3 protein-coding genes are annotated in these 25,459 nt (G+C 72.8%); all 3 read right to left on the reverse strand.

Going from position 1 to position 25,459, the window contains the following annotated elements; translation table 11 throughout:
* Positions 1-11: 11 nt before the first annotated feature.
* From ACSMTC_RS02935 to ACSMTC_RS02945, 3 genes are read right to left on the reverse strand one after another with little or no spacing between them, the layout of a single operon-like run.
* Positions 12-1,238, reverse strand: a complete 1,227-nt coding sequence (locus tag ACSMTC_RS02935) for a cytochrome P450 family protein (RefSeq protein ID WP_436558048.1) — start codon at positions 1,236-1,238, stop codon at positions 12-14.
* Between the two features lie 11 nt (positions 1,239-1,249).
* Positions 1,250-1,465 carry an MbtH family protein gene (locus tag ACSMTC_RS02940; RefSeq protein WP_436558049.1) on the reverse strand — a complete coding sequence of 72 codons (216 nt, stop codon included), beginning with the start codon at positions 1,463-1,465 and terminating at the stop codon, positions 1,250-1,252.
* Positions 1,466-1,492: 27 nt separating this feature from the next.
* A complete protein-coding gene (locus ACSMTC_RS02945) occupies positions 1,493-25,354 on the reverse strand; it encodes a non-ribosomal peptide synthase/polyketide synthase (RefSeq protein WP_436558050.1) in 23,862 nt (7,953 codons plus the stop codon).
* Between the last annotated feature and the right edge of the window lie 105 nt (positions 25,355-25,459).

The raw sequence follows: 25,459 nt of genomic DNA on the forward strand, positions 1-25,459 counted from the left end.
GGGGGTGGTGGTCAGTAGCGGACGGGCAGTTCGACGAGACGGCGCTGCAGCGGGTTGTCCCGCCACCGAAGGGTGTCGGTGTCCAGGGACAGCGCGGGCAGTCTGCGCACCAGGCTCCCGATCGCGAGCTCGGCCTCCAGCCTGGCCAGCGGGCCGCCGAGGCAGAAGTGCGGGCCGTTGCCGAAGGCCAGGTGGCGGTTGCCGGCCCGGCCGAGGTCGAGCCGGTCCGGCTCGGTGAAGCGCTCCGGGTCCCGGTTGGTCGCGGCGAGGACGAGGTACACCAGTTCGCCCTCGCCCAGGGTCCTTCCGCCGATGGTCAGTTCCTCGGCGACGACCCGGATGATCGCCTGGGTCGGGGTGTCGAACCGCACCAGCTCGTCGACGGCCGAGCGGATCAGCGCGGGCTCCTCGCGCAGCCGGTGCAGCTGCTGCGGGTGGCGCAGCAGCGCGAGGGTGCCGTTGCCGATCAGATTGGTGGTCGTCTCGTCTCCGGCCGTGATGAGCATGAAGACGGTGGCGAGCAGTTCCTCGTCAAAGAGGTGGTCACCCCGGGCCTGTGCGGTGACCAGTGCGCTGATCAGGTCGTCGGCCGGGTCCCGGCGGCGCTGGTGGACGAGCTGGGACAGGTACTCCTCGAACTCGTCGACGACGCTCTCGGCGTGCGCCATGTCCTCGGCGAGGCTGCCGAGCCGGCGGAACCAGGCGGTGACGCGCTCCCGGTCGCCGTCGGGGATGCCGAACAGCTCGCAGATCACGGCGTTGGGCAGCGGTGCGGCCAGCGCCGTGATGACGTCCATGGAGCGCCCGGCCGCCACGGCGGTGTCGAGCAGGTCGTCGACGATCGCCTGGATCCGGTCGCGCAGCGCTTCGATCCGCCGGGCGGTGAACGCCTTGTTGACCAGCTTGCGCAGTCTGGCGTGGTCCGGCGGGTCCGTGTTGGTCATGACCCGGCCCAGCCTGGCGGTGAGCTTGCTCAGGTCGCGCAGGCGGCCGTCGCGGGCCGCCAGTGCCCGGGTCATCCGTTCCCGGTCGTTGGACAGCCGCAGATCGCCCAGCGCCGTCTCGACGTCCGCGTAGCGGGTGAGGTACCAGATGCCCGCCGAACTGCGGTGGACCGGGTCCTCACGGCGCATCCGCGCGTAGAACGGATAGGGATCCCGGCGGAATTCGGGCGTCCGCATCGTCTCGGTGAAGTCGCCGGGCGCCTCCTGGCGCTCGGCGACCCGGGTGTCGGTCATGGGCACCACGTCTACTGCCGGACGCTCATCGCGTCGATCAGGCTCTTGGGCCGCAGGTCGGTCCAGTTCTGCTCGATGTGGTCCAGGCAGGCCTGGCGGGTGTCCTCGGGCAGGGCGACGGTCCATCCTGCGGGCACGTCGGCGAAGGCGGGCCAGAGGGAGTGCTGGCCCTCGTCGTTGACCAGTACGAGGTAGCGGGAGTCGGTGTCCTCGAACGGGTTGGTCATGGTCAAGTCCCCTCAGGTGGTTCGGCGTTACTGGTGGAGTTCGGTGATCCGCGCGGCCAGGACCGGCCCGATCTGGGCCAGCGATCCCGGCTGCGTCATCCGGTCGTGCCGGGTGGTGACGTCATGGGATTCGATCCGGCCGCCGATGTGCGGCTGCCAGACACGGGCGTCCGGGGAGCCCTCCTCCCGGTCGATCGTCGAGTTGAAGAGCAGCAGGTCTCCCTCGAACAGCCCGGGGACGAAGTCCAGTGCGAGCCGGGCATTGTTGATCATGATTTCGACGACGGCCGCGATGTGGCGCTCCTCCAGGCTCGCCAGCGCGCTGCCCCGGCTGCGCAGCACCTGGGAGACCTCGGCGAAGGTGAGCGGCCCCTCGTCCAGCAGTTGCGGATCGCAGTCCAGGATGCCGACCAGGACGTCCCGTTCGGTGGGGACCGGCGGTTCGTCGAACGCGACGTCGCCGACCGGATAGGCGTCGAGGACGGCGAGCAGCGAGGTCCTCTCGCCCCGCTTCTGGAGTTCGGTGGCGATCGCGTGGGCGACCAGGCCGCCGACGGACCAGCCGAGCACCTGGTACGGGCCGTCCGGCTGGACCTTGCGCATCTGGTCGACGTAGTCGGCCGCCATCTCCTCGATGGAGGCCGGCCGGGGCTCCGGACGGCCCAGGCCGCGGGCCTGGATCGCGTAGATCGGGAACTCCGGGCCGAGATGGTTCAGCAGACCGCAGTACGACCAGCTGATCCCGCCGCCGGGGTGGACGCACCACAGCGGCGTGTGACGCCCCTTCGGCCGCAGCGGCAGGACCACGTCGAAGGCGTCGGCGGGCTCGTCCATGCCGAGCCGTTCCGCCAGTCCGGCCACGGTCGGCGCCTCGAACAGGGTGCGCAGCCCCAGTCCGAGGCCGAGGGTCTCCCGTACCCGTGCCACCAGGCGGGCGGCCAGCAGCGAATGTCCGCCCAGCTCGAAGAAGTCGTCGTCGATCCGGACCTGTTCGCGGCCGAGCACCTCGGCGAACAGGGTGCACAGCAGCTGCTCCTGCGGCGTCCTCGGCATCCGGCCGGTGGCCGCCGCCCCGTACGCGGGGGCGGGCAGGGCGCCGCGGTCCGGCTTCCCGTTGGCGGTCAGCGGCAGCGCCTCCAGCGGCACGAACACCGAGGGCACCATGTACTGCGGCAGCCGCCGGCCAAGCTCCTCCGACAGCCGGGACACCTCGATGGTGCCGCCCGGCGCGGGCACGACGTAGGCGACGAGGCGCTTGTCCCCCGGCTGCTCCTCGCGGGCGACGACGGCGGCCTGCGCGACGTCCGCGAGGCCGGTGAGCACCGTCTCGATCTCGCCCGGTTCGATCCTGAAGCCCCGGAGCTTGACCTGGGCGTCCGCCCGGCCGGCGAACTCCAGCCTCCCGTCACCGCGCCACCGGACCAGGTCGCCGGTGCGGTACATCCGCGACCCCGCGGGGCCGTACGGGTCGGCGACGAACCGCTGTGCGGTCAGACCGGGCTGGTGCAGGTAGCCCCGGGCCGGCCCCGTCCCGGCGAGGTACAACTCGCCCACCACGCCCGGCGGTACCGGCCGCAGCCCGACGTCGAGCACGTAGGTGCGCGTGTTGGCCATCGGGAGTCCGAGCGGCAGGGTCCGTGCGGGGTCGGGCGGTGCGCTCAGCGGCTGGCACACCGCGAAGGTGGTGGTCTCGGTCGGCCCGTAGACGTGCACCACCGTCGTTCCCGGGCAGGCCGCCAGCACCGCGGCGACGGCGGTGGGCGACACCACGTCGCCGCCGGTCCACACCTCGCGCACGCCCGTGAAGCAGCCGGGCCGCTGCTCCGCCGCCAGGTGGAAGAACCCCACCGTCAGGAACAGCCCGGTGACCTCGTGGCGGCGGATCGTCTCCGCCAGTGTGTCGACGTCGAGCTGGCCGGCCGGCGCGACGACCACCTGTCCGCCGCCCAGCAGCGGCACCCACATCTCGTAGGTGGAGGCGTCGAACGCGGTCGGGGAGTGCAGCAGCACCCTCCGGTGCCCGCCGCCGGCCCAGCACGGGTCCAGGGCCAGGCCCACCACGTCGCCGTGGGTGATCCCGATGCCCTTCGGCTTCCCCGTCGATCCGGAGGTGTACATCACATAGGCGAGCTGCCGGGGGTGGCAGCCGACTTCGGGGTCGGAGGTGTCGGACTCGCACCCGGTCAGCGCGGTGAGGACGTCCTCCGTGAGCAGTACCCCGGCCCCGGTCTCCCGCATGATCAGATCGACTCGGGAGGACGGGAAGCGCGGGTCCAGCGGTACGTAGGCCGCGCCCGCCTTGACGACGGCCAGGATCGCCACCACCAGCTCGACCGAGCGCTCCAGCAGCACCGCCACCGCGCTCTCCGGGCCCGCCCCCTGCGCGATCAGGGCGTGCGCGAGGCGGTTGGCCCGCGCGTTGAGCTGCGCGTAGCTGACGGCCTCGTCCCCGCACACCACGGCCACCGCGTCCGGTGTCGCCCTGACCCGCGCCTCGAACAGCGACGGCAGCCCGGCGTCGGGGAGTTCGACGGACGTGTCGTTGCGCTCCACCAGCAGCAGCCGGCGTTCCTCGGCGGAGAGGACGTCGATCCCGGTGATCGGCCGGTCCGGGTCGGCCACCACCGCCCGCAGCAACCGCGTCCAGCGGCCGAAGAGCGCCTCCACGGTGGACCGGTCGAACAGGTCGGTGGCGTACTCGACCGCACCGAGGATCCCGGTCAGACGCCCGTCCGGGCCCAGTTGCTCGGACAGGCTGACGGTCAGGTCGACCCGGGAGGTCCCGGTCGGCGCCGACTCGAAGCCGGTCACCAGTCCGGGCAGTTCGAAGCCGCCGTCCGGAGTGCTCTGCAGCGCGAGCATGATCTGGAACAGCGGGTGGTGCGACAGCGACCGGGCCGGCCTGAGTGCTTCGACCAGGTACTCGAACGGCACGTCCTGGTGGGCGTACGCGGCGAGCGCCGTCTCCCGCACCCGGGAGAGCAGTTCGGTGAAGCTCGGGTCGCCCGAGGTGTCGGTGCGCAGCACCAGCGTGTTGACGAAGAAGCCGACGAGGTCGTCCAGCGCCTGGTCGGTTCGGCCGGCGATCGGGCTGCCGACGGGGATGTCGGTGCCGGCGCCGAGCCTGGTCAGCAGTGCGGCGAGTGCGGCCTGCAGGACCATGAAGACACTCGTACCGCTCGCCGTCGCCAGCTCGCGCAGGCCCGCGTGCAGCTCCGCGTCGATGCGCACCGCCAGCTGGTCGCCTCGGTGCGAGGCCGTCGCGGGCCTCGGCCGGTCGGTCGGCAGCTGCAACCGCTCGGGCAGTCCGGCCAGTTGTCCGGACCAGTAGGCCAGCTGACGGGCGAACAGGCTCTGCGGGTCGGACTCCTCCCCGAGGACCTCCCGCTGCCACAGCGTGTAGTCCGCGTACTGGACCGGCAGGGGTGCCCACGCCGGTTCCCCGCCCTGGCACCGGGCGGCGTAGGCGGTGGCGAGATCGCGGGCGAGCGGCCCCATCGACCAGCCGTCGGCGGCGATGTGGTGGACCACGACCAGCAGCACGTGTTCGTCCCGGCCGAGGGCGAACAGCTCGGCCCGGACGGGCGGTTCGGTGGCGAGGTCGAATCCGCGCCGGGCCGCCTCCGCCAGCCGTGCGGGCAGCTCCGCCGCTCCGCTCTCGACGACGGGCAGCGACGGCCGTGCCTCACCCGCGCCGAGGACGTGCTGGAGCGGTACGCCGCCGTCCTCGCGGAACACGGTGCGCAGACTCTCGTGCCGGCCGACCAGGTCCCCGAGCGCCGCCTCAAGGGCCTGCCGGTCGAGCCGGCCGCGCAGGCGAAGCGCCAGCGGCATGGTGTAGGTCGCGCCGGGCCCGTCCATCTGGTGCAGGAACCACAGCCGGCGCTGGGCGAAGGACAGCGGCAGCGTGTCCGGCCGCTGCCGGGACACCAGCGCCGGCCTGGCCTCCCCGGCGCCGGGCAGCCGCTCGGCGAGCGCCGCCACGGTAGGTGCCTCGAACAGGGTGCGGACCGCGAGTTCGGCGCCGAGGGTCGCGCGGATCCTGGACACCAGCCGGGTCGCCAGCAGCGAGTGCCCTCCCAGGGCGAAGAAGCCGTCCTCGACACCGACCCTGGGCAGGCCGAGCACCTCGGCGAACAGCTCGGCCAGCAGCTGCTCCTGCGGGGTCCTCGGCGCCCGGCCGGCTCCGGCCGACCCCAGGTCGGGGGCGGGCAGGGCGCCGCGGTCCAGCTTCCCGTTGGCCGTCAACGGCAGCCGGTCCAGCAGGACGTACGCGGTCGGCACCAGGTACTCGGGCAGCCGCTCACCCAGGTACTCGCGCAACTCACCGGCCAGTGCGCCGGTTTCGCGGGTGCCCGCCGGGTTGTTGGTCAGCGGGGAGAGTGGCACCCCGGCGGCTCCGGCGGGCCGGTACAGGCCGACGGGCAGGAAGTCCGGGTGCCGCGCCGGATCGGCGAAGAGCACGTCCACGGTGTCCGCGGCAGTGGCCGACCAGGTGATCCCCACCCAGTGGCCGGACCGCTCCCCCAGCCCGTGGAAGGCCTCGAGCTCGACGGGGCCGTCCTCCTCGGTGCCGTGCAACCGCTCCAGCAGGTCGGCGAGCGGGGTGTCACCGGCCTGTACCGCGCGCGCCAGCGCCGCCTCGCGTACCACCCGGCCGTTCGGCACACCGGTGACACGGAGCCGGTCGGGGTGCTCAGCCGCCAGGATCCGCTCCAGTTCGGCGAGGTCCTTAACCTGCCCGCCCCAGGCGAGTTCGGGCGCCTCGTCGAGGGCGACCGGGGTGACTGGGCCCTTGTGGAGGGTGACGTCGTAGCGGTAGCGGGTCAGCTCGTTCCGGTGGGTGCCGCGTTTGACCTGGACGGACACTCCGGCGATGTCGCCGCACCCCTCCCGCAGCAGGGTGAAGAACTCCGGGTCGACCAGGAGCTCCTTCTCGACCAGTACGGCCTGCTCCACCGCTCGGCGCAGAGCCGGCAGGTCGGCCGTGGGCCCCGCCCTGTGCAGCTGCACCGCGGTGGCCAGCGGTCGCAGCAGCCGCAGGTTGCGCACGTCACCGATGAACAGGGTGCCGCCGGGCGCGAGCAGCGCCATCAGCCGGTCGACCACGTCTCGGAGGTAGTCCGCGGTCGGGAAGTACTGGACGACGGAGTTCACCACGATGGTGTCGAAGGCACCGGACGGCAGCCCGTCGGTGTCGTGCGCGGGACGGGTCTGCAGGGTGACCCGCCCTGCCAGTCCGGGTTCCCGGCTCACCTGCTCGGCCAGCGCGTCGATCGCGGTGGCGGAGAAGTCGGTGGCCCAGTACGCATCGCAGTGCGGCGCGACCTTGGCCAGCAACAGCCCGGTACCGCAGCCGACTTCGAGCACCCGCCGGGGGCGGAGCGCCAGGATCCGGGAGACGGTCCCGTCGCGCCACTCCCGCATCTGCTCGACCGGGATCGGACGCGCGTCATAACTGCTGTTCCAGCCCGTGAAGTTCTCGCCGAGGGCCGCGTCGTCGGGGGAGACGGGGAGCGCGTCGTAGATGGTCCGCCACTCGCCGACGTGCTCGTCCTCCAGCCGCGAGTCGCGGCGTCGGTCACCGCCTGCCACCACATAGGCGACCAGCGTCCGGTCCGCCTCCGCCCGGTCCTGCCGGGCGATCACGGCCGACTGTGCGACGGCGGGGTGCGTGGCGAGCACCGCCTCGATCTCGCCGAGCTCGATCCGGAAGCCGCGCACCTTCACCTGCTGGTCCGCCCGGCCAACGAACTCCAGCTCCCCGTCGGCCCTCCGGCGCACCACATCGCCCGTACGGTACATCCGCGAACCCGCCGGACCGTACGGGTCGGCCACGAACCGCTCGGCGGTCAGCCCCGGCCGGTTCAGATAGCCACGCGCCAGCCCGACACCGGCGACATACAGCTCCCCCGGCACCCCCGGCGGCACCGGCTGCAGCGCCGAATCCAGCACATACGCACGGGTGTTGGCGATCGGCCGGCCGATCGGCGGAACCTGGCCCGACGGCACGAGCGGATCACTCATCGTCGCGCACACCGTGACCTCGGTCGGACCGTACGCATTGATCATCCGCCGCCCGGGCGCCCACCGCGCCACCAGCTCCGGCGGACAGGCCTCACCCGCGACAACCAGGGTCATACCCTCGGGCAGACCGTCCTCGGCCAGCGCGGCCAGAACGGAGGGCGGCACCGTCGCATGACTCACCCCGAGCCGGCGGACCGTCAGAGCCTCCACCGGCGAACCCGAGGACGGCAGGACCAGCGTCGCGCCGGAGAGCAGCGCCGTGCACAGCTCCGAGACGGAGGCGTCGAAGCTGGGCGAGGCGAACTGCAGGATCCGGCTGCTTCCGTCGATCCCGAACCGTTCGCTCTGCGCGGCGGCGAGGTTGGCGATGCCCGCATGGCTCACCACCACGCCCTTGGGCCGCCCGGTCGAGCCGGAGGTGTAGATCACATAGGCGGCGTGGTCCGGCCTCGCCGCGACCATCGGATCGGTCTCCGGGTACCCGTCCGCGCTGAGCACGGTCGCGGCATCGTCCAGCACCAGCACCGGCCGTGCGTCCGCGAGCATGAACTCGACGCGTGAGGGCGGGTAGTCCGGGTCCACCGGCAGATACGCCGCCCCCGCCTTCAGCACCCCCAGCACCGCCACCACGAACTCCACCGAGCGCGGCAGCTTCAAGGCCACCACCCGCTCCGGGCCCACCCCGCGCTCGATCAGCGCATGCGCGAACCGGTTGGCCGAAGCGTTCAACTCCCGGTACGTCAGCGACCGTTCACCCGACACCACCGCCACCGCGTCCGGCACCTCCGCCACCCGCGCCTCGAACAGCGTCGGCACGGTGCGGTCCTGGGCCGTCACCGGGGTGTCATCGCAGCCCGCCAGCAGATGGCGGCGTTCCTCGGCGGAGAGGATGTCCAGTCTGCTCAGTGGCCGTTCGGGGTCGGCCACCGCCGACGTCAGCAGCCGGATCCAGCGCGCGACCAGGGTTTCGACCGTCTCGGGATCGAAGAGGTCCGTCGCGTACTCCGCGACCCCGACGATGCCTGCCGCAGCGCCGTCCGGGCCGTGCCGCTCGGAGAGGCTGAACCCCAGGTCGAACTTGGCGGTGCCGGTCGGTGCCGACATGTTGACGACGCGCAGGCCGGGCAGGTCGAAGTCGCCCAGCGGGGCGTTCTGCAGCGCCAGCATCACCTGGAACAGCGGATGGTGCGACAGCGACCGCGCCGGGTTCAGCACCTCCACCAGATGCTCGAACGGCAGATCCTGATGCGCGTACGCACCAAGGGAAACCTCCCGCACCCGGCCCAGCAGCTCCACGAAGCCCGGATCCCCGGACAGATCCGTCCGCAGCACCAGCGTGTTGACGAAGAACCCGACCAGATCGTCCAGCGCCTCATCCGTACGACCGGCCACCGGACTGCCCACCGCGATGTCCGTCCCCCCACCCAGACGACTGAACAACGCCGCCAACCCCGCCTGCAATACCATGAACAGGCTCGTCCCGCTCCGCCGGGCCAGCTCCACCAACCCCGCATGCAACCCGGGGTCCAGCTCCATGAGCAGACGCTCACCGCGATAGGACGCGACGGCGGGGCGCGGCCGATCGGTCGACAGTTGCAACTGCTCGGGAACACCGGCCAGTTGATCTGCCCAGTATGCCAACTGGCGGGCGAACAGGCTCTCCGGGTCGGACTCCTCCCCCAGCAACTCCCGCTGCCACAGGGTGTAGTCCGCGTACTGCACCGGCAGAGCCGCCCACTCGGGCGCCGCACCCCGGCAACGGGCCGCGTACGCCACCGCGAGATCACGCGACAGCGGACCCAGCGACCAGCCATCGCCAGCGATGTGATGCACCACCAGCATCAGCACATGCTCATCCCGACCCACCGCGAACAACTCGGCCCGCAGCGGCGGCTCCACCGCCAGGTCGAAGCAGTGGGCGGCCGCATCCGCCAGCCGCTCCGACAGCTCCGACTCACCGATCTCGGTGACCGGCAGCCCTACGTGGACCTCGTCCAGCACCCGCTGGCACGGCACACCGTCGATCTCGGGAAAGACCGTCCGCAGACTCTCGTGCCGACCCACCACATCCGCGAGCGCCGCCTCCAACGCCGCCCGGTCGAGCCCGCCGGACAACCGCAGCACCAGTGGGATGTTGTAGGTCGCGCTCGGGCCTTCGAGGCGGTGCAGGAACCACAACCGCCGCTGCGCGAACGACAACGGCACCACCGCAGGCCGCTCACAGGCCCCCAGCGCAAGCCGCGCCCGCCCCGCACCGGCAAGCCTCGCCACCAACCCCGCCACCGTCGGCGCCTCGAACAACGCCCGCAACTCCAACTCCACACCCAGCACCGCACGCACCCGCGACACCAGACGCGTCGCCAACAGCGAATGCCCACCCAACTCGAAGAAGTTCGCGTCGACACCCACCTCGGCCACACCCGACAACTCCGCGAACAACCGGCACAACACCTGCTCCTGCGCCGTCCTCGCGACCCGGCCGACCTGATCCACACCGAACTCCGGCACCGGCAGAGCACCCCGGTCCAGCTTCCCGTTCGCCGTCAGTGGCAGCCGGTCCAGCGAGACGAAGGCGGCGGGCAGCATGTAGTCCGGCAGCCGGTCGGCAAGCTGTGCCCGCAGCGCCTCCGGCAGGCCCTCACCCTCCCCGGCCGCCACCACGTAGGCGACCAGCCGCAGGTCACCGGCCCGGGCCCGGTCCGCGATCACCGCGCTCTGCGCCACGCCGGGGCAGGCGGCCAGTACCGCCTCGATCTCGCCGAGCTCGATCCGGAAACCGCGCACCTTCACCTGCTGGTCCGCCCGGCCGACGAACTCCAGCTCCCCCTCAGCCCTCCGGCGCACCACGTCGCCCGTACGGTACATCCTCGAACCCGCCGGACCGTACGGGTCGGCCACGAACCGCTCGGCGGTCAGCCCCGGCCGGTTCAGATAGCCACGAGCCAGCCCGACACCGGCGACATACAGCTCTCCCGGCGCCCCCGGCGGAACCGGCTGCAGCGCCCAATCCAGCACGTACGCACGGACGTTGGCGATCGGCCGGCCGATCGGCGGCACCTGGCCCGACGGCACGAGCGGATCACTCATCGTCGCGCACACCGTGACCTCGGTCGGACCGTACGCATTGATCATCCGCCGCCCGGGCGCCCACCGCGCCACCAGCTCCGGCGGACAGGCCTCGCCTCCCACGACCAGCGTCGGCATCAGCACGGCGCCCTCGGACACCGCCGCCAACGCCGAAGGCGGCGCCAGTACATGCGTCGCCCGCAGAGCGGGGTCGGTCAACGCGGATACGGGATCCTCGGACGGTGCCAGCACCAGGGCCGCACCGGACAGCAGGGCACCGCAGAGGTCCCAGAACGACGCGTCGAAGCTGGGCGAGGCGAACTGCAGGATCCGGCTGTCAGCGGTGATCCCCCAGCGTTCGGCCTGCGCGGCGGCGAGGTTGGCGATGCCCGCATGGCTCACCACCACACCCTTGGGCCGCCCGGTCGAACCCGAGGTGTAGATCACATAGGCCGGATGCCCGGGCCTCAGCGCGACCGCCGGGTTCGTCTCCGGATACCCGTCCGAACGCAACACGGTGGCCGGATCATCCACCACCAGCACCGGCCGCGCATCGTCCAGCATGAAAGCGATCCGCTCCGCCGGATACCCGGGGTCCACCGGCAGATAGGCCGCCCCCGCCTTCAGCACCGCGAGCACGGCCACCACGAACTCCACCGAACGCGGCAGTACCAGCGCCACCACCCGCTCCGGGCCCACCCCGCGCTCGATCAGCGCATGCGCGAAACGGTTGGCCGAAGCGTTCAACTCCCGGTACGTCAGCGACCGTTCACCCGACACCACCGCCACCGCATCCGGCACCTCCGCCACCCGCGCCTCGAACAGCGCGGGGAAGGCGGGACCGGCCCCGGCCCCGGCGGTGGAACCCCACTCCGCCAGCAGCTGCCGGCGCTCCTCGGCGGAGAGGATGTCGAGCCTGCTCACCGGCCGCGCGGGATCGGCCACCGCCGACGCCAGCAGCCGGATCAGGCGGGCGAAGAGAGTACTGACAGTCCCGGCGTCGAACAGGTCGGTGCTGTACTCGATCAGACCGCCGATTCCCCCGGGGCTGCCGTCCGCTCGCCGCCGCTCGGTGAGGCTGAAGGTGAGATCGACCCTGGTGGTACCGGTCGGCACGCCGACACCGGACACCCGCAGGCCGTGCAGGTCGAAGTCGCCCAGCGGGGCGTTCTGCAGCGCCAGCATCACCTGGAACAGCGGATGGTGCGACAGCGACCGCGCCGGGTTCAGCACCTCCACCAGATGCTCGAACGGCAGATCCTGATGCGCGTACGCACCAAGGGAAACCTCCCGCACCCGGCCCAGCAGCTCCACGAAGCCCGGATCCCCGGACAGATCCGTCCGCAGCACCAACGTGTTGACGAAGAACCCGACCAGATCGTCCAGCGCCTCATCCGTACGACCGGCCACCGGACTGCCCACCGCGATGTCCGTCCCCGCACCCAGACGACTGAACAACGCCGCCAACCCCGCCTGCAACACCATGAACAGGCTCGTCCCGCTCCGCCGGGCCAGCTCCACCAACCCCGCATGCAGCCCGGCATCGACGAAGACGTCGAGCAGCTCTCCCCGGTTGGACGCTACGGCGGAGCGTGGGCGGTCGGTGGGCAGCTGCAACTGCTCCGGCAAGCCGGCCAGTTGCTCCGACCAGTACGTCAACTGGCGGGCGAACAGGCTCTCCGGGTCGGACTCCTCCCCCAGCAACTCCCGCTGCCACAGGGTGTAGTCCGCGTACTGCACCGGCAGAGCCGCCCACTCGGGCGCCCCACCCCGGCAACGGGCCGCGTACGCCACCGCGAGATCACGCGACAGCGGCCCCAACGACCACCCGTCTCCAGCGATGTGATGCACCACCAGCATCAGCACATGCTCATCCCGACCCACCGCGAACAACTCGGCCCGCAACGGCGGCTGCACCGCCAGGTCGAAGTGGTACCGGGCCACCGTGGCGAGCCGCTCCGACAGCTCCGACTCACCGATCTCGGTGACCGGCAGCCCAACGCGGACCTCGTCCAGCACCAGCTGGCACGGCACACCGTCAACCTCGGGAAAGACCGTCCGCAGACTCTCGTGCCGACCCACCACATCCGCCAGCGCCGTCTCCAACGCCGCCCGGTCCAGCCGGCCCGAGAGCCGCAGGGCCAGCGGCATGTGGTAGGTCGCGCTCGGGCCTTCGAGGCGGTGCAGGAACCACAACCGCCGCTGCGCGAACGACAACGGCACCACCGCAGGCCGCTCACAGGCCCCCAGCGCAAGCCGCGCCCGCCCCGCACCGGCAAGCCGCGCCACCAACCCCGCCACCGTCGGCGCCTCGAACAACGCCCGCAACTCCAACTCCACACCCAGCACCGCACGCACCCGCGACACCAGACGCGTCGCCAACAGCGAATGCCCACCCAACTCGAAGAAGTTCGCGTCGACACCCACCTCGGCCACACCCGACAACTCCGCGAACAACCGGCACAACACCTGCTCCTGCGCCGTCCTCGCGACCCGGCCGACCTGATCCACACCGAACTCCGGCACCGGCAGAGCACCCCGGTCCAGCTTCCCGTTCGCCGTCAGCGGCAGCCGGTCCAGCGAGACGAAGGCGGCGGGCAGCATGTAGTCCGGCAGCCGGTCGGCAAGCTGTGCCCGCAGCGCCTCCGGCAGGCCCTCACCCTCCCCGGCCGCCACCACGTAGGCGACCAGCCGCAGGTCACCGGCCCGGGCCCGGTCCGCGATCACCGCGCTCTGCGCGACGCCCGGGCAGGCGGCCAGTGCCGCCTCGATCTCGCCGAGCTCGATCCGGAAGCCGCGCACCTTCACCTGGTCATCCGCCCGGCCGACGAACTCCAGCTCCCCCTCAGCCCTCCGGCGCACCAGATCACCCGTGCGGTACATCCGCGAACCGGCCGCACCGTACGGGTCCGCGACGAACCGCTCGGCGGTCAGTCCCGGCCGGTTCAGATAGCCGCGCGCGAGCGCGGCACCGCCGAGGTACAGCTCACCGACGACACCGGGAGGTACCGGCTGCAGAGACGGATCCAGCACATACGCACGGGTGTTGGCGATCGGCCGGCCGATCGGCACCGGCAGCGGGCAGTCGTCGAGCCCGGTCGGCAGTGTGCAGGCGGTGACCACATGGGTCTCGGCCGGCCCGTAGTGGTTGTGCAGCAGCCGGCCGGGCCTGCGCCGGTGGAACTCGCGGACCTGGCCGCCCAGGCGCAGCGCCTCACCGGCCTGGGCGATCTCCCTCAGGTTCGGCAGATCGAGCCCGCGCTCGTTGGCGGCCTCGGCGAGCGCCTCCAGGACCAGGTTCGGCGCGAACAGCTCCTCGACGCGGTGCCGGTCGAGCCACTCGGCCAGCAGTTCCGCGCTGTGCCGCTCCTCCTCGGTGGGGATCACCAGCGTCTTGCCGAAGAGCAGCGCGGAGAGGATCTCCTGCACCGAGACGTCGAAGCTGACCGCCGTGAACTGGGCGGTCCTGGTCCCCGTGCCTCCGCCCAGGGCCCGATGGTGCCAGCCCAGCAGGTTGACCAGGGCGAGGACCGGCATCACGACGGCCTTGGGACGGCCGGTGGAACCGGAGGTGTAGATGACGTAGGCCGGGTTCCGGGGGTCGACCCGCACCGCGGGGTCACTGTCCGGGTGCGAGCGCACCGAGGCGGCACTCCCGGGGTCGTCCAGTACCAGCCGGACGGACGGCTCGGCCTCCGGCAGGCCGGCGCCGGTCGAGGTGTCGGTCAGCAGCAGGGTCGGCCGGGCGTCGTCGAGCATGAACGCGATCCGGGCCGCCGGGTAGCCGGGGTCCACCGGCAGGTAGGCCGCCCCCGTCTTCAGCACCGCGAGCACCGCCACCACGAACTCCGGCGAACGCGGCAGGGCGAGGGCGACGATGCGCTCGGGACCGGCGCCCCGCCGGATCAGTTCGTGTGCCAGCCGGTTGGCGCGTGCGTCGAGCTCCGCATAGCTCAGCGCGGTCTCCTCGAAGACCACCGCGACGGCGTCCGGGCTCGCCTGTGCCTGGGCCCGGAACAGCTCGGCGAGCCCCCGGCTCTCGGCGGAGGTGGCCTCACCCGCGGCCAGCAGCTCGCGGCGTTCCGCCGCGGACAGCAGGTCGATCCGGCCGATCCGCTGCTCCGGGTCGGCGACCACGGCCTCCAGCAGCCGCACCCACCGCGCGGCGAGCGTCTCCACGGTGGCCTGGTCGAACAGGTCCGTGCTGTACTCCACGGCGCCGCTCAGCCCCGCACGACCGCCCTCCGGGCCGTACCGCTCGGACAGGGCGAAGAACAGGTCGAACTTGGCCGTCCCCGTCGGCACCGGAACGGCGGACACCCGCAGTCCCGGCAGCTCGAACTCACCGGTCGGCGCGTTCTGCAGCGCCAGCATCACCTGGAACAGCGGGTGGTGGGAGAGCGAGCGGACCGGGTTGAGCACCTCGACCAGGTGCTCAAAGGGAAGGTCCTGGTGCGCGTACGCGGCCAGCGCGTTCTCCCGTACCCGGCCCAGCAGTTCGGTGAAGGCGGGGTCGCCCGAGGTGTCGGTGCGCAGCACCAGGGTGTTGACGAAGAAGCCGACCAGGTCGTCCAGCGCCTCGTCGGTACGGCCGGCCACCGGCGTCCCCACGGGGATGTCGCCACCGGCACCGAGCCTGGTCAGCAGCGCCGCGAGAGAGGCCTGCAGCACCATGAACAGGCTGGCACCGCGGCGGCGTGCCAGCTCGGCGAGCCCGGCGTGCAGCGCTCGGTCCAGCTCGACGCTCACATGGGCGCCGCGGTTGGAGGCCACCGCTGGACGGGGCCGGTCGAAGGGCAGCTCCAGCCGTTCCGGAAGTCCGGCCAACGCCGTGGTCCAGTGGGCGAGTTGCTCGGCGAACAGGCTGTTGGCCTCGTCCCGGTCGCCGAGCAGCCGGTGCTGCCAGAGCGTGTAGTCGGCGTACTGCACCGGCAGCGGTTCCCAGCCGGGTTCCCGGCCCTGGCACCGCGCGGTGTAGGCGGTCGCCAGGTCACGCGCGAGCGGCCCGCTCGACCAGCCGTCCCCGGCGATGTGGTGCACCGTCACGAGCAGCAGGTGCTCCTCGGGCCCGATCGCGAACAGCTCGGCCCGTACCGGCGGCTGTGCCGCCAGGTCGAAGCGGTGGGCGGCCGCCTCCGCCAGCCGCGCCGGCAGGTCGGGCTCAGCGGCCTCGGTGACCGGCAGCCCGATGCGGACCTCGTCCAGGACCCGCTGGTAGGGCACACCGTCGATCTCGCGGCAGACCGTGCGCAGGCTCTCGTGCCGCTCCACCACGTCCGCCAGCGCCGCCTCCAGTGCGGACCGGTCGAGCCCGCCCGAGAGCCGCAGCGCCATCGGGATGTTGTAGGTCGCGCCGGGCCCCTCCAGGCGGTGCAGGAACCACAGCCGCCGCTGCGCGAACGACAGCGGCACCGCGCCGGGCCGGGGCTGCGGGGTCAGCGCGAGCCGGGCCGGCTTCGCGCCGTCGAGGTGGGCCGCCAGCCCGGCCACCGTCGGAGCCTCGAAGAGCGTGCGCAGCTCCACTTCGACACCCAGCACGGACCGCACCCTGGCGAGCAGCCGGGTGGCCAGCAGGGAGTGCCCGCCCAGGTCGAAGAAGCTGTCCTCGGCCCCGACCCCGGACACCCCCAGCACCTCGGCGAAGAGCTCTGCCAGCAGCTGTTCCTGCGGCGTCCTCGGTGCCCGGCCCGCGTCCGCCGTGCCGGGCTCCGGGGCGGACAGCGCCCGGCGGTTCAGTTTGCCGCTCGGGGTCAGCGGCAGGGCGTCGCGGACGGCGAACGCCGACGGGACCAGGTACTCCGGCAGCCGCTGCTGCAGGTACCGGCGCAGTTCGGCCGGGCTGACGGTGCGGTCGGGCCTGGGCACCACGTGTCCCACCAGCCGGCCGTCCTGGGCGGTCACCACGCTCTGTGCCACCGCCGGGTGTGCCGCGAGCACGGTCGCGATCTCCCCCGGCTCGATCCGGAAGCCGTGGACCTTGACCTGTTCGTCGGCCCGGCCGACGAACTCCAGCTCGCCGTCGGCCCGGCGGCGCACCACGTCCCCGGTCCGGTACATCCGGGTGCCCGCCGCTCCGTACGGGTCGGCGACGAACCGCCCGGCGGTCAGCCCCGGCCGGTTCAGATAGCCGAGCGCCAGCCCGGCACCGGCCAGGTACAGCTCCCCCGCCACCCCCGGCGGCACCGGCCGCAGCGCCGAATCGAGCACGTACGCCGAGGTGTTGACGATCGGCCGTCCGATCACCGGACGGTCCGAGCCCGCCAGCGGCGCCACGAGCGCGTCCACGGTGCACTCGGTCGGCCCGTAGAAGTTGAAGCACTCGATCCCGTCCACCGACCGCAGCTGTCGCCACAGCGGATCCGGGATCGCCTCGCCGCCGGCCACGACCACCGAGGGGCGCCGGTCCCGATCCTCGAACAGCCCTCTGGAGAGCAGGAGTTGGAGGTAGGACGGCGTCGCGTCGAGGAGGTCGATCCGCCGGTGGACGAGCCAGTCGGCCAGCAGGTCGGGGTCGGACCAGGTCGCCCGGTCGACCACGTGCAGTTCGTGCCCGGCGAGGAGGCACATCAGCTGGTCCAGCGAGGCGTCGAAGGAGACCGACGCCGTCAGGGCGACCCGCAGCCGGCGGTCCGCGGACCAGAGCGTCCTGCGGTGCTGGGTCACCAGGTTCACCACGCCCGCGTGGCTCGCCACCACCCCCTTGGGCCGGCCGGTCGATCCGGAGGTGTAGATCACGTACGCCGGCTGCCGCGGGCTCAGCCGGATGCCGGGGTTCCCCTCCGGAAGGCCATCCGTCGCCCGGACGGTGTCGAGGTCGTCGATCACCAGTACCGGCCGCGCGTCGTCGAGCATGAACTCGATGCGCTCTCGCGGGTAGTCCGGGTCCAGCGGCAGATACGCCGCTCCGGTCTTCAGCACGGCGAGGACCGCCACCACCAGCTCGGCCGAGCGGGGCAGCGCGAGGGCCACCAGCCGCCCTGCCCCCGCGCCGCGTCGGAGCAGCGCATGGGCCAGCCGGTTCGCCCGGGCGTTCAGCTCGCGGTACGTCAGCGCGGTGTCCTCGGACACCACCGCCACCGCGTCCGGGTGGGCCTCGGCCTGGGCCTCGAACAGCTCGGGGATGCCGGTCGCGGGGACCTCGGCCACGGTCGGGCTCTGCCCGGCGGCCACCTCGCGGTGTTCCTCGTCCGACAGCAGGTCGATCCGGCCGATCCGCCGGCCGGGGTCGGCCGCCACGGCCTCCAGCAGCCGCACCCACCGCGCGGCGAGCGCCTCCACCGTGGCCGGGTCGAACAGGTCGGCGCTGTACTCGACGATGCCCTCCAGCCCGTCGGGAGAGCCGTCCGCCGCCCGCCGCTCGGAGAGGCTGAAGGCCAGGTCGCACTTGGCGGTCCCGATCGGCACCCGGACGTCGCTCACCCGCAGGCCCAGCAGGTCGAACTCGGCCGCCGGGGCGTTCTGCAGCACCAGCATGGTCTGGAACAGCGGGTGCCGGGACAGCGATCGGGCCGGGTTCAGCAGCTCGACCAGGTGCTCGAACGGGACGTCCTGGTGCGCGTACGCGGCCAGCGCCGTCTCCCGTACCCGGTCCAGCAGTTCGGTGAAGGAGGGGTCGCCCGAGGTGTCGGTGCGCAGCACCAGGGTGTTGACGAAGAAGCCGACCAGGTCGTCCAGCGCCCGGTCGGTACGCCCGGCAATCGGGCTGCCGACGGGGATGTCACTGCCGGCGCCGAGTCTGGTCAGCAGCGCCGCGAGAGCGGCCTGCACCACCATGAACAGGCTGCTTCCGCTTCCGAGGGCCAGGTCCGACAGGGCTCGATGGGTGTCGCGGTCCAGCCTCAGCGCCACCTGGCCGCCGGTGCCGGACGCCACGGCGGGACGGGGCCGGTCGAAGGGCAGCTCCAGCTGCTCCGGGATCCCGGCCAGCGCCCCGGTCCAGTACGAACTCTGCTGCGAGAAAAGGCTGTCCGGGTCCGCCTCCTCGCCCAGCAGCTCCCGCTGCCACAGGGTGTAGTCGGCGTACTGCGCCGGCAGCGGCGCCCAGCCGGGCTCCCGGCCGCCGCACCGGGCCGCGTAGGCGGCCGCGAGGTCACTCGCCAGCGGGCCCATCGACCAGCCGTCCCCGGCGATGTGATGGACCGTCAGCAGGAGTACGTGTTCTTCGGCCCCGACCTCGAAGAGCCTGGCCCGCAGCGGTGGTTGTGCCGCCAGGTCGAAGGGCAGCCGCGCCGCCGCTACCAGCTCCTCGGTCAGCCGGGACTCCTCGACGGCGGTGGCCTCCAGGCGGGGCCAGGCCTCCCCGGCGTCCAGCACCCGCTGGCACGGCACACCGTCGACCTCGGGGAAGACCGTCCGCAGGCTCTCGTGCCGCTCCACCACGTCCGCCAGCGCCGCCTCCAGTGCGGACCGGTCGAGCCCGCCCGAGAGCCGCAGCGCCAAGGGGATGGTGTAGGTCGCACCCGCCCCTTCCAGGCGGTCCAGGAACCACAGCCGCCGCTGCGCGAACGACAGCGGCACCGTCTGAGGCCGCGGCCGGGCGCGGAGTGCGGGCCGGGCCCGGCCGGCGGTGCCGAGCCGGGCGGCGAGTCCGGCCGGGGTCGGTGCCTCGAACAGTGCCCGCAGCTCGGTCTCGACTCCCAGCACCGACCGCACCCGGGCGATCAGCCGGGTCGCCAGCAGGGAGTGCCCGCCGAGATCGAAGAAGCTGTCGTCGACCCCGATCCCGGACACCCCGAGCACCTCGCCGAACAGCTGGACCAGCAGCTGCTCCTGGGGCGTCCTCGGTGCCCGTCCCGCGTCCGCCGTGCCGGGCTCCGGGGCCGGCAGTGCCCGGCGGTCCAGCTTCCCGTTCGCCGTCAGCGGCAGGGAGTCCAGCATGACGAACCCCGACGGCACCAGGTACTCCGGCAGCCGCTCCCGCAGGTGGCGGCGCAGCTCCTCCGGCTGCGGGGTGCGGCCGGAGGCGGCCACCACATAGCCGATCAGCCGGGTGTCGTCGGCCCGGACCCGCCGCGCGACCACGGCGACCTGCGCGACGTCCGGGTGGGTGGCGAGGACGGCTTCGATCTCGCCCAGCTCGATCCGGAAGCCGCGGACCTTGACCTGCTCGTCGGCCCGGCCGACGAACTCCAGCTCACCGTCGGCCCGGCGGCGCACCACGTCCCCGGTCCGGTACATCCGGGTGCCCGCCGCCCCGTACGGATCGGCGACGAACCGCCCGGCGGTCAGCCCCGGCCGGTTCAGGTACCCGCGTGCCAGCCCGGCACCGGCCACGTGCAGCTCCCCCGCCACCCCCGGCGGCACCGGCCGCAGCGCGGCGTCCAGCACATAGGCGCACAGGTCCGCGATCGGCAGTCCGATGACGCTGGCGGTGGTCCCGGTGGTGCTCCGCCGGTTCAGCTCGACATGGGTGACGTGCACCGTGGTCTCGGTGATGCCGTACATGTTCACCAGGAGCGGCGCGTCGTCCGGGTGCCGCCGGTACCAGTCCGCCAGCCGGGCGGGCTCCAGCGCCTCGCCGCCGAAGACGACGGTGCGCAGCGCCGAGGGCCGTGCCGCCTCGGGGCTCTCCTTGTCGGCCTGCATCAACTGGTAGAAGGCCGAGGGCGTCTGGTTGAGCACGGTGACCCGCTCGCGGGCCAGCAGCTCGTGGAACCGCCGGGGCGAGCGGCTGGTCTCATGGGAGACGACGACCAGGCGTCCGCCGTGCAGCAGCGCGCCCCAGATCTCCCACACGGAGAAGTCGAACGCGTAGGAGTGGAAGAGCGTCCATACGTCCTCGGAGCCGAACCCGAACAGCTCGCGGGTGCTCTCGAAGAGGCGCACGACGTTGCCGTGCGGGATCAGTACGCCCTTCGGCCGGCCGGTCGATCCCGAGGTGTAGATGACGTAGGCGGTGTGCCGAGGATCGACGGCGATGCCGGGATCGGTGGCGGGGCAGGCCGCCACCAGGGCGGCGTGGGCGGGGTCGTCCAGCAGCAGCCGGTCGGTCCCGTCAAGGCCGCCGCACAGGCCCTTTGCGGTCCTGCTGTCGGTCACCAGCAGCGTGGGCCGCGCGTCACCGAGCATGAACTCGATGCGGGCGGCCGGGTAGTCCGGGTCGACCGGCAGATACGCCGCTCCGGTCTTCAGCACGGCGAGGACCGCCACCACCAGTTCGGCCGAGCGGGGCAGGGCGAGGGCCACCAACCGCTCCGGTCCCGCGCCGCGTCGGAGCAGCGCGTGGGCCAGCCGGTTCGCCCGGGCGTTCAGCTCGCGGTACGTCAGCGCGGTGTCCTCGGACACCACCGCCACCGCGTCCGGGTGGGCCTCGGCCTGGGCCTCGAACAGCTCGGGGATGCCGCTCGCGGGGGCCTCGGCCACGGTGTCCCGGTGGCCGGCGAGCAGTTGACGGCGCTCCTCCTTCGACAGCACGTCGATCCGGCCGATCCGCTGCCCCGGATCGGCGGCCACGGCTTCCAGCAGTCGCAGCCAGCGCGCGACGAGCGCCTCCACCGTGGCCGGGTCGAACAGGTCGACGGCGAAGTCGACGGTGCCGGTCAGACCGCCGGGACCGCCGTTCGCATCGCGGTGCTCGGTCAGCGCGAAGAAGAGGTCGAACTTGGCACTGCCCGTGGACACCGGAACGGGTGACACGCTCAGGCCCGGCAGCTCGAAGGCCCCCGTCGGCGCGTTCTGCAGGGCCAGCATCGTCTGGAACAGCGGGTGGTGGGAGAGCGAGCGGGCCGGATTCACCACCTCGACCAGGTGCTCGAACGGAACGTCCTGGTGCGCGTACGCCGTGAGCGCGCCCTCGCGCACCCGGCCCAGCAGTTCGCTGAAGGTGGGATCGCCCGAGGTGTCGGTGCGCAGCACCAGGGTGTTGACGAAGAAGCCGACCAGCTCGTCCATGGCCTCGTCGGTCCGTCCGGCGACCGGTGTCCCCAAGGGGATGTCACTGCCGGCGCCGAGTCTGCTCAGCAGGGCGGCCAGCCCGGCCTGCAGCACCATGAACAGGCTCGCCCCGCCCGCTCGCGCCAGCTCGCGCAGACCGAGGTGCAGTCGGGGGTCCAGTCGCACCGACACCCGTCCGCCGCGGTTGGAGGCCACCAGCGGGCGGGGCCGGTCGAAGGGCAGCTCCAGCTGCTCCGGAAGTCCGGTCAACGCCGAGGTCCAGTGGGCGAGTTGCTCGGCGAACAGGCTGTCCGTCTGGTCCCGGTCGCCGAGCAGCCGGTGCTGCCACAGCGTGTAGTCGGCGTACTGCACCGGCAGCGGCGCCCAGCCGGGCTCCCGGCCCTGGCACCGCGCGGTGTAGGCGGTCGCCAGGTCGCGCGAGAGCGGCCCCGTCGACCAGCCGTCCCCGGCGATGTGATGGACCACCAGCAGCAACACGTGCTCCTGCGGTCCGACCGTGAACAGCTCGGCCCGTACCGGCGGCTGTGCCGCCAGGTCGAAGCGGTGGGCGGCCGCCTCCGCCAGCCGCGCCGGCAGGTCCGGCTCGAGGACCCGGGTCACCCGCAGCCCGAGGCGCGCGGCCTCCGGGTCGAGCACGCGTTGCCGCGGTACCCCGTCGACGGCCGGGAAGACCGTCCGCAGGGCCTCGTGCCTCGCCACCACGTCCGCCAGCGCCGCCTGGAGCGCCGACCGGTCCAGGCCGCCCGAAAGCCGCAGCGCCATCGGGATGTTGTACATCGCACCGGTGGTCTCCATCTGCTGGAGGAACCACAGCCGGCGCTGCGCGAAGGACAACGGCACCACCTGGGGCCGCTGCCCGGCCCGGAGTGCGGGCCGGGCCCGGCCCGCGTCGCCGAGCCGGGCGGCCAGCTCGGCCACCGTCGGGGCCTCGAACAGACCGCGCAGCCCCAGCTCGACGCCGAAGGTGGCCCGCACCCGGGAGATCAGGCGGGTGCCCAGCAGGGAGTGCCCGCCGAGCTCGAAGAAGTCCGCGTCCAGGCCGACCTCGGGCACCCCCAGCACCTCGGCGAACAGCTCGGCGAGCAGGTGCTCCTGCGGCGTCCTCGGTGCCCGGCCGCTCCCGGCGGCGGGCTCGGGGGACGGCAGCGCACCGCGGTCCAGCTTCCCGTTCGGCGTCAGCGGCAGGGCGTCCAGCAGCACGAACGCCGAGGGCACCAGATGGTCCGGCAGCCGCTCCCGCAGGTGGCGGCGGAGCTCCGCGGGCCGTACCGCACCCTCCCCGGCCGGCACCACGTACCCGACCAGCCGGTCACCGCGCGCCAGCACGACGCTCTGCGCCACCCCGGGGTGGTCGGCGAGCGCCGCCTCGACCTCGCCGGGTTCGATCCGGAAGCCGCGGACCTTGATCTGCTGGTCCGACCGGCCCGCGAACTCCAGGCATCCGTCCGCCCTCCAGCACACCACGTCGCCCGTGCGGTACATCCGGGAGCCGGCCGGCCCGTACGGGTCGGCGACGAACCGCTCGGCGGTCAGCCCCGGCCGGTTCAGATAGCCACGGGCCAGACCGGACCCGGCGACGTACAACTCCCCCGCCGCGCCCGGCGGAACCGGCCGCAGCGCCGGATCGAGCACATACACGCGGGCGTTGACGATGGGCCGGCCGATCGGCGGCACCCGGTCCGACGGTGCGAGCGGGTCGCTCATCGTCGCGCACACCGTCGTCTCGGTCGGGCCGTAGGCGTTGATCATCCGCCGGCCCGTGGACCAGCGCGCCACCAGATCCGCCGGACACGCCTCGCCCGCCACGATCACGGTCGACAGGGCGGGCAGGCCGTCCTCGGCCAGGGTCGCCAGCACCGAGGGAGGCAGGGTCACATGGGTCACCCGCGCTGCGCCGTCGGTCAGCGCGGTGAGCGGCGATCCGTCCGTCGCCAGCACCAGGGTCGCGCCGGACAGCAGCGCCGTGCACAGCTCCGAGACGGAGGCGTCGAAGCTCGGCGAGGCGAACTGCAGGACCCTGCTGCCGGGTTCGATCGCGAAGCGCTCGACCTGGGCGGCGACCAGCCCGGCGATGCCGGCGTGGCTCACCACCACCCCCTTGGGCCGCCCGGTCGACCCGGAGGTGTAGATCACGTAGGCCGCTTGCCGCGGACCCGACCCGACCACCGGATCGGGCCGGTGCGGGCCGACCGCCGACCGGACCTTCTCCGGGTCGTCGACCACCAGCACCGGCCGCGCGTCGGTGAGCATGAACTCGACGCGTGAGGGCGGGTAGTCCGGGTCCACCGGCAGATAGGCGGCCCCCGCCTTCAGCACCCCCAGCGCCGCCACGACGAACTCCACCGAACGCGGCAGCACCAGCGCCACCACCTGCTCCGGGCCCACCCCGCGCTCGATCAACGAGTACGCGAACTGGTTCGCCCGGGCGTTCAACTCCCGGTACGTCAGCGACAGTTCACCCGACACCACCGCCACCGCGTCCGGCGTCCCGGCGACCCGTGCTTCGAACAGCTCCGCCACGGTGCCCGCCGGGACCGCCGCCGCCGTGTCGTTGCGGGCAACCAGCACCTCGTGCCGCTCGGCGGCGGACAGCAGGTCGATCCGGCCGAGCCGCAGGTCCCCTCCGGCGGCCGCGATGGTGTCCAGCAGCCGCAGCAGGCGCAGTTGGTGATCGGCCAGGTCGGCGTCGCCGTGGAGCTCCGGGTCCGCCTTGAGCGCGATTCGCGGTCCGGAGCCGTCCCGCCTGTCCCACGCGGTGACCGAGAGACCGGCCACCGCCCCGTGGGAGACGTTGTGCGCGGTGATGCGGTGCCCGGCGAACCGCACGTCGTAGTCGAACGACATGATGTTGACGACGGGAGAGAAGGCGGTGCCGATGGTGCCCGGCAGGCCGAGATCCCGGTGGAGTTCCTCGCTGCGGTACCGCTGGTGCTCCACCGCGTCACCGACCTCCGCGGCGACCTGCGCCACGAGCTCCGCGAGCGTCAGTTCCGGCCGGACCTCCAGCCGTAGCGGCACCACGTTGGACACCGTACCGGGCACGGATCGCAGTAGCGGATCCGGGCGGGCGGCGACCGCCAGGCCGACCACGACGTCGCGCGCACCCGTGAGCCGGTGCACGTAGAGCGCGGTCGCCGCGATCAGCAGCCGGGTCCAGCGCACGCCGAGCCGCCGGGCCGCCGCCTCCAGCGCCCCCGGTGTCGTCGGCGCCATCGGCCCGGTCCTGCGGACGACACCGGTGCACCGCCCGCCCGGCGACGTTCCGGCGAGTGGGGCCGGCTCCGGGCGGTCGGCGAGGCGCGCCATCCAGTAGGAGCGGTCCGCGGCGAACCGCGGTGCGGCGCGGTAGGCCGATTCGCCGTCCAGGAGGTCCTGGAGGGAGCCGAAGGCGGCCGGTCCCGCGGGCCGGCCCTCCACCAGGGCCGTGTAGGTCTCCGCCACCCGCCGCGCGATGAGGGAGTACCCGAACCCGTCCATCACGATGTGGTGGTAGGAGTGGTACCAGAGGAAGTGCTCGGCCCCCAGCCTGACCAGGGCGAACCCGAACAGCAGGTCGTCGCGGAGGTCCATCGGCCTGGCCATGTCCGCCGCGATCCACTCCTCGGCCGCGGCGCGCGGGTCGGGCTCCGCACCGAGGTCGACGAACGGCAGCCGCCAGTCCCTGACCGACCGCACCTGCACCGGACCGTCGCCCTCGTCCTCGAACCGGACGTGCAGCGCCTCGGCCTCGTCGACGACCTGCCGCAGCGCGTTCTCGAACAGCCCGGGATCGACCGGTCCGTGGATCTCCAGGTACTCGCCGATCCGATAGGCCGCACTCGCCGTTCCCGACCGCTGCTCGGCGAGCCAGATCTCGCGCTGGGCAGCGGTCAGGGGAAAGGCGATACCGTCACGACGGGACAACTGAGGACCTCCACGGGAATTGCACGTCAGATTTCGGCGCGGACGGGTGTCTCCCGCCCGGCCGCACGGCTGGGGAATGAGCTATGAGAGCTGTCCGCTCAGCGG

This window comes from Kitasatospora sp. HPM-01-4 (assembly GCF_051374625.1).
In the GTDB taxonomy this organism is placed as follows: Bacteria; Actinomycetota; Actinomycetes; order Streptomycetales; family Streptomycetaceae; genus Kitasatospora.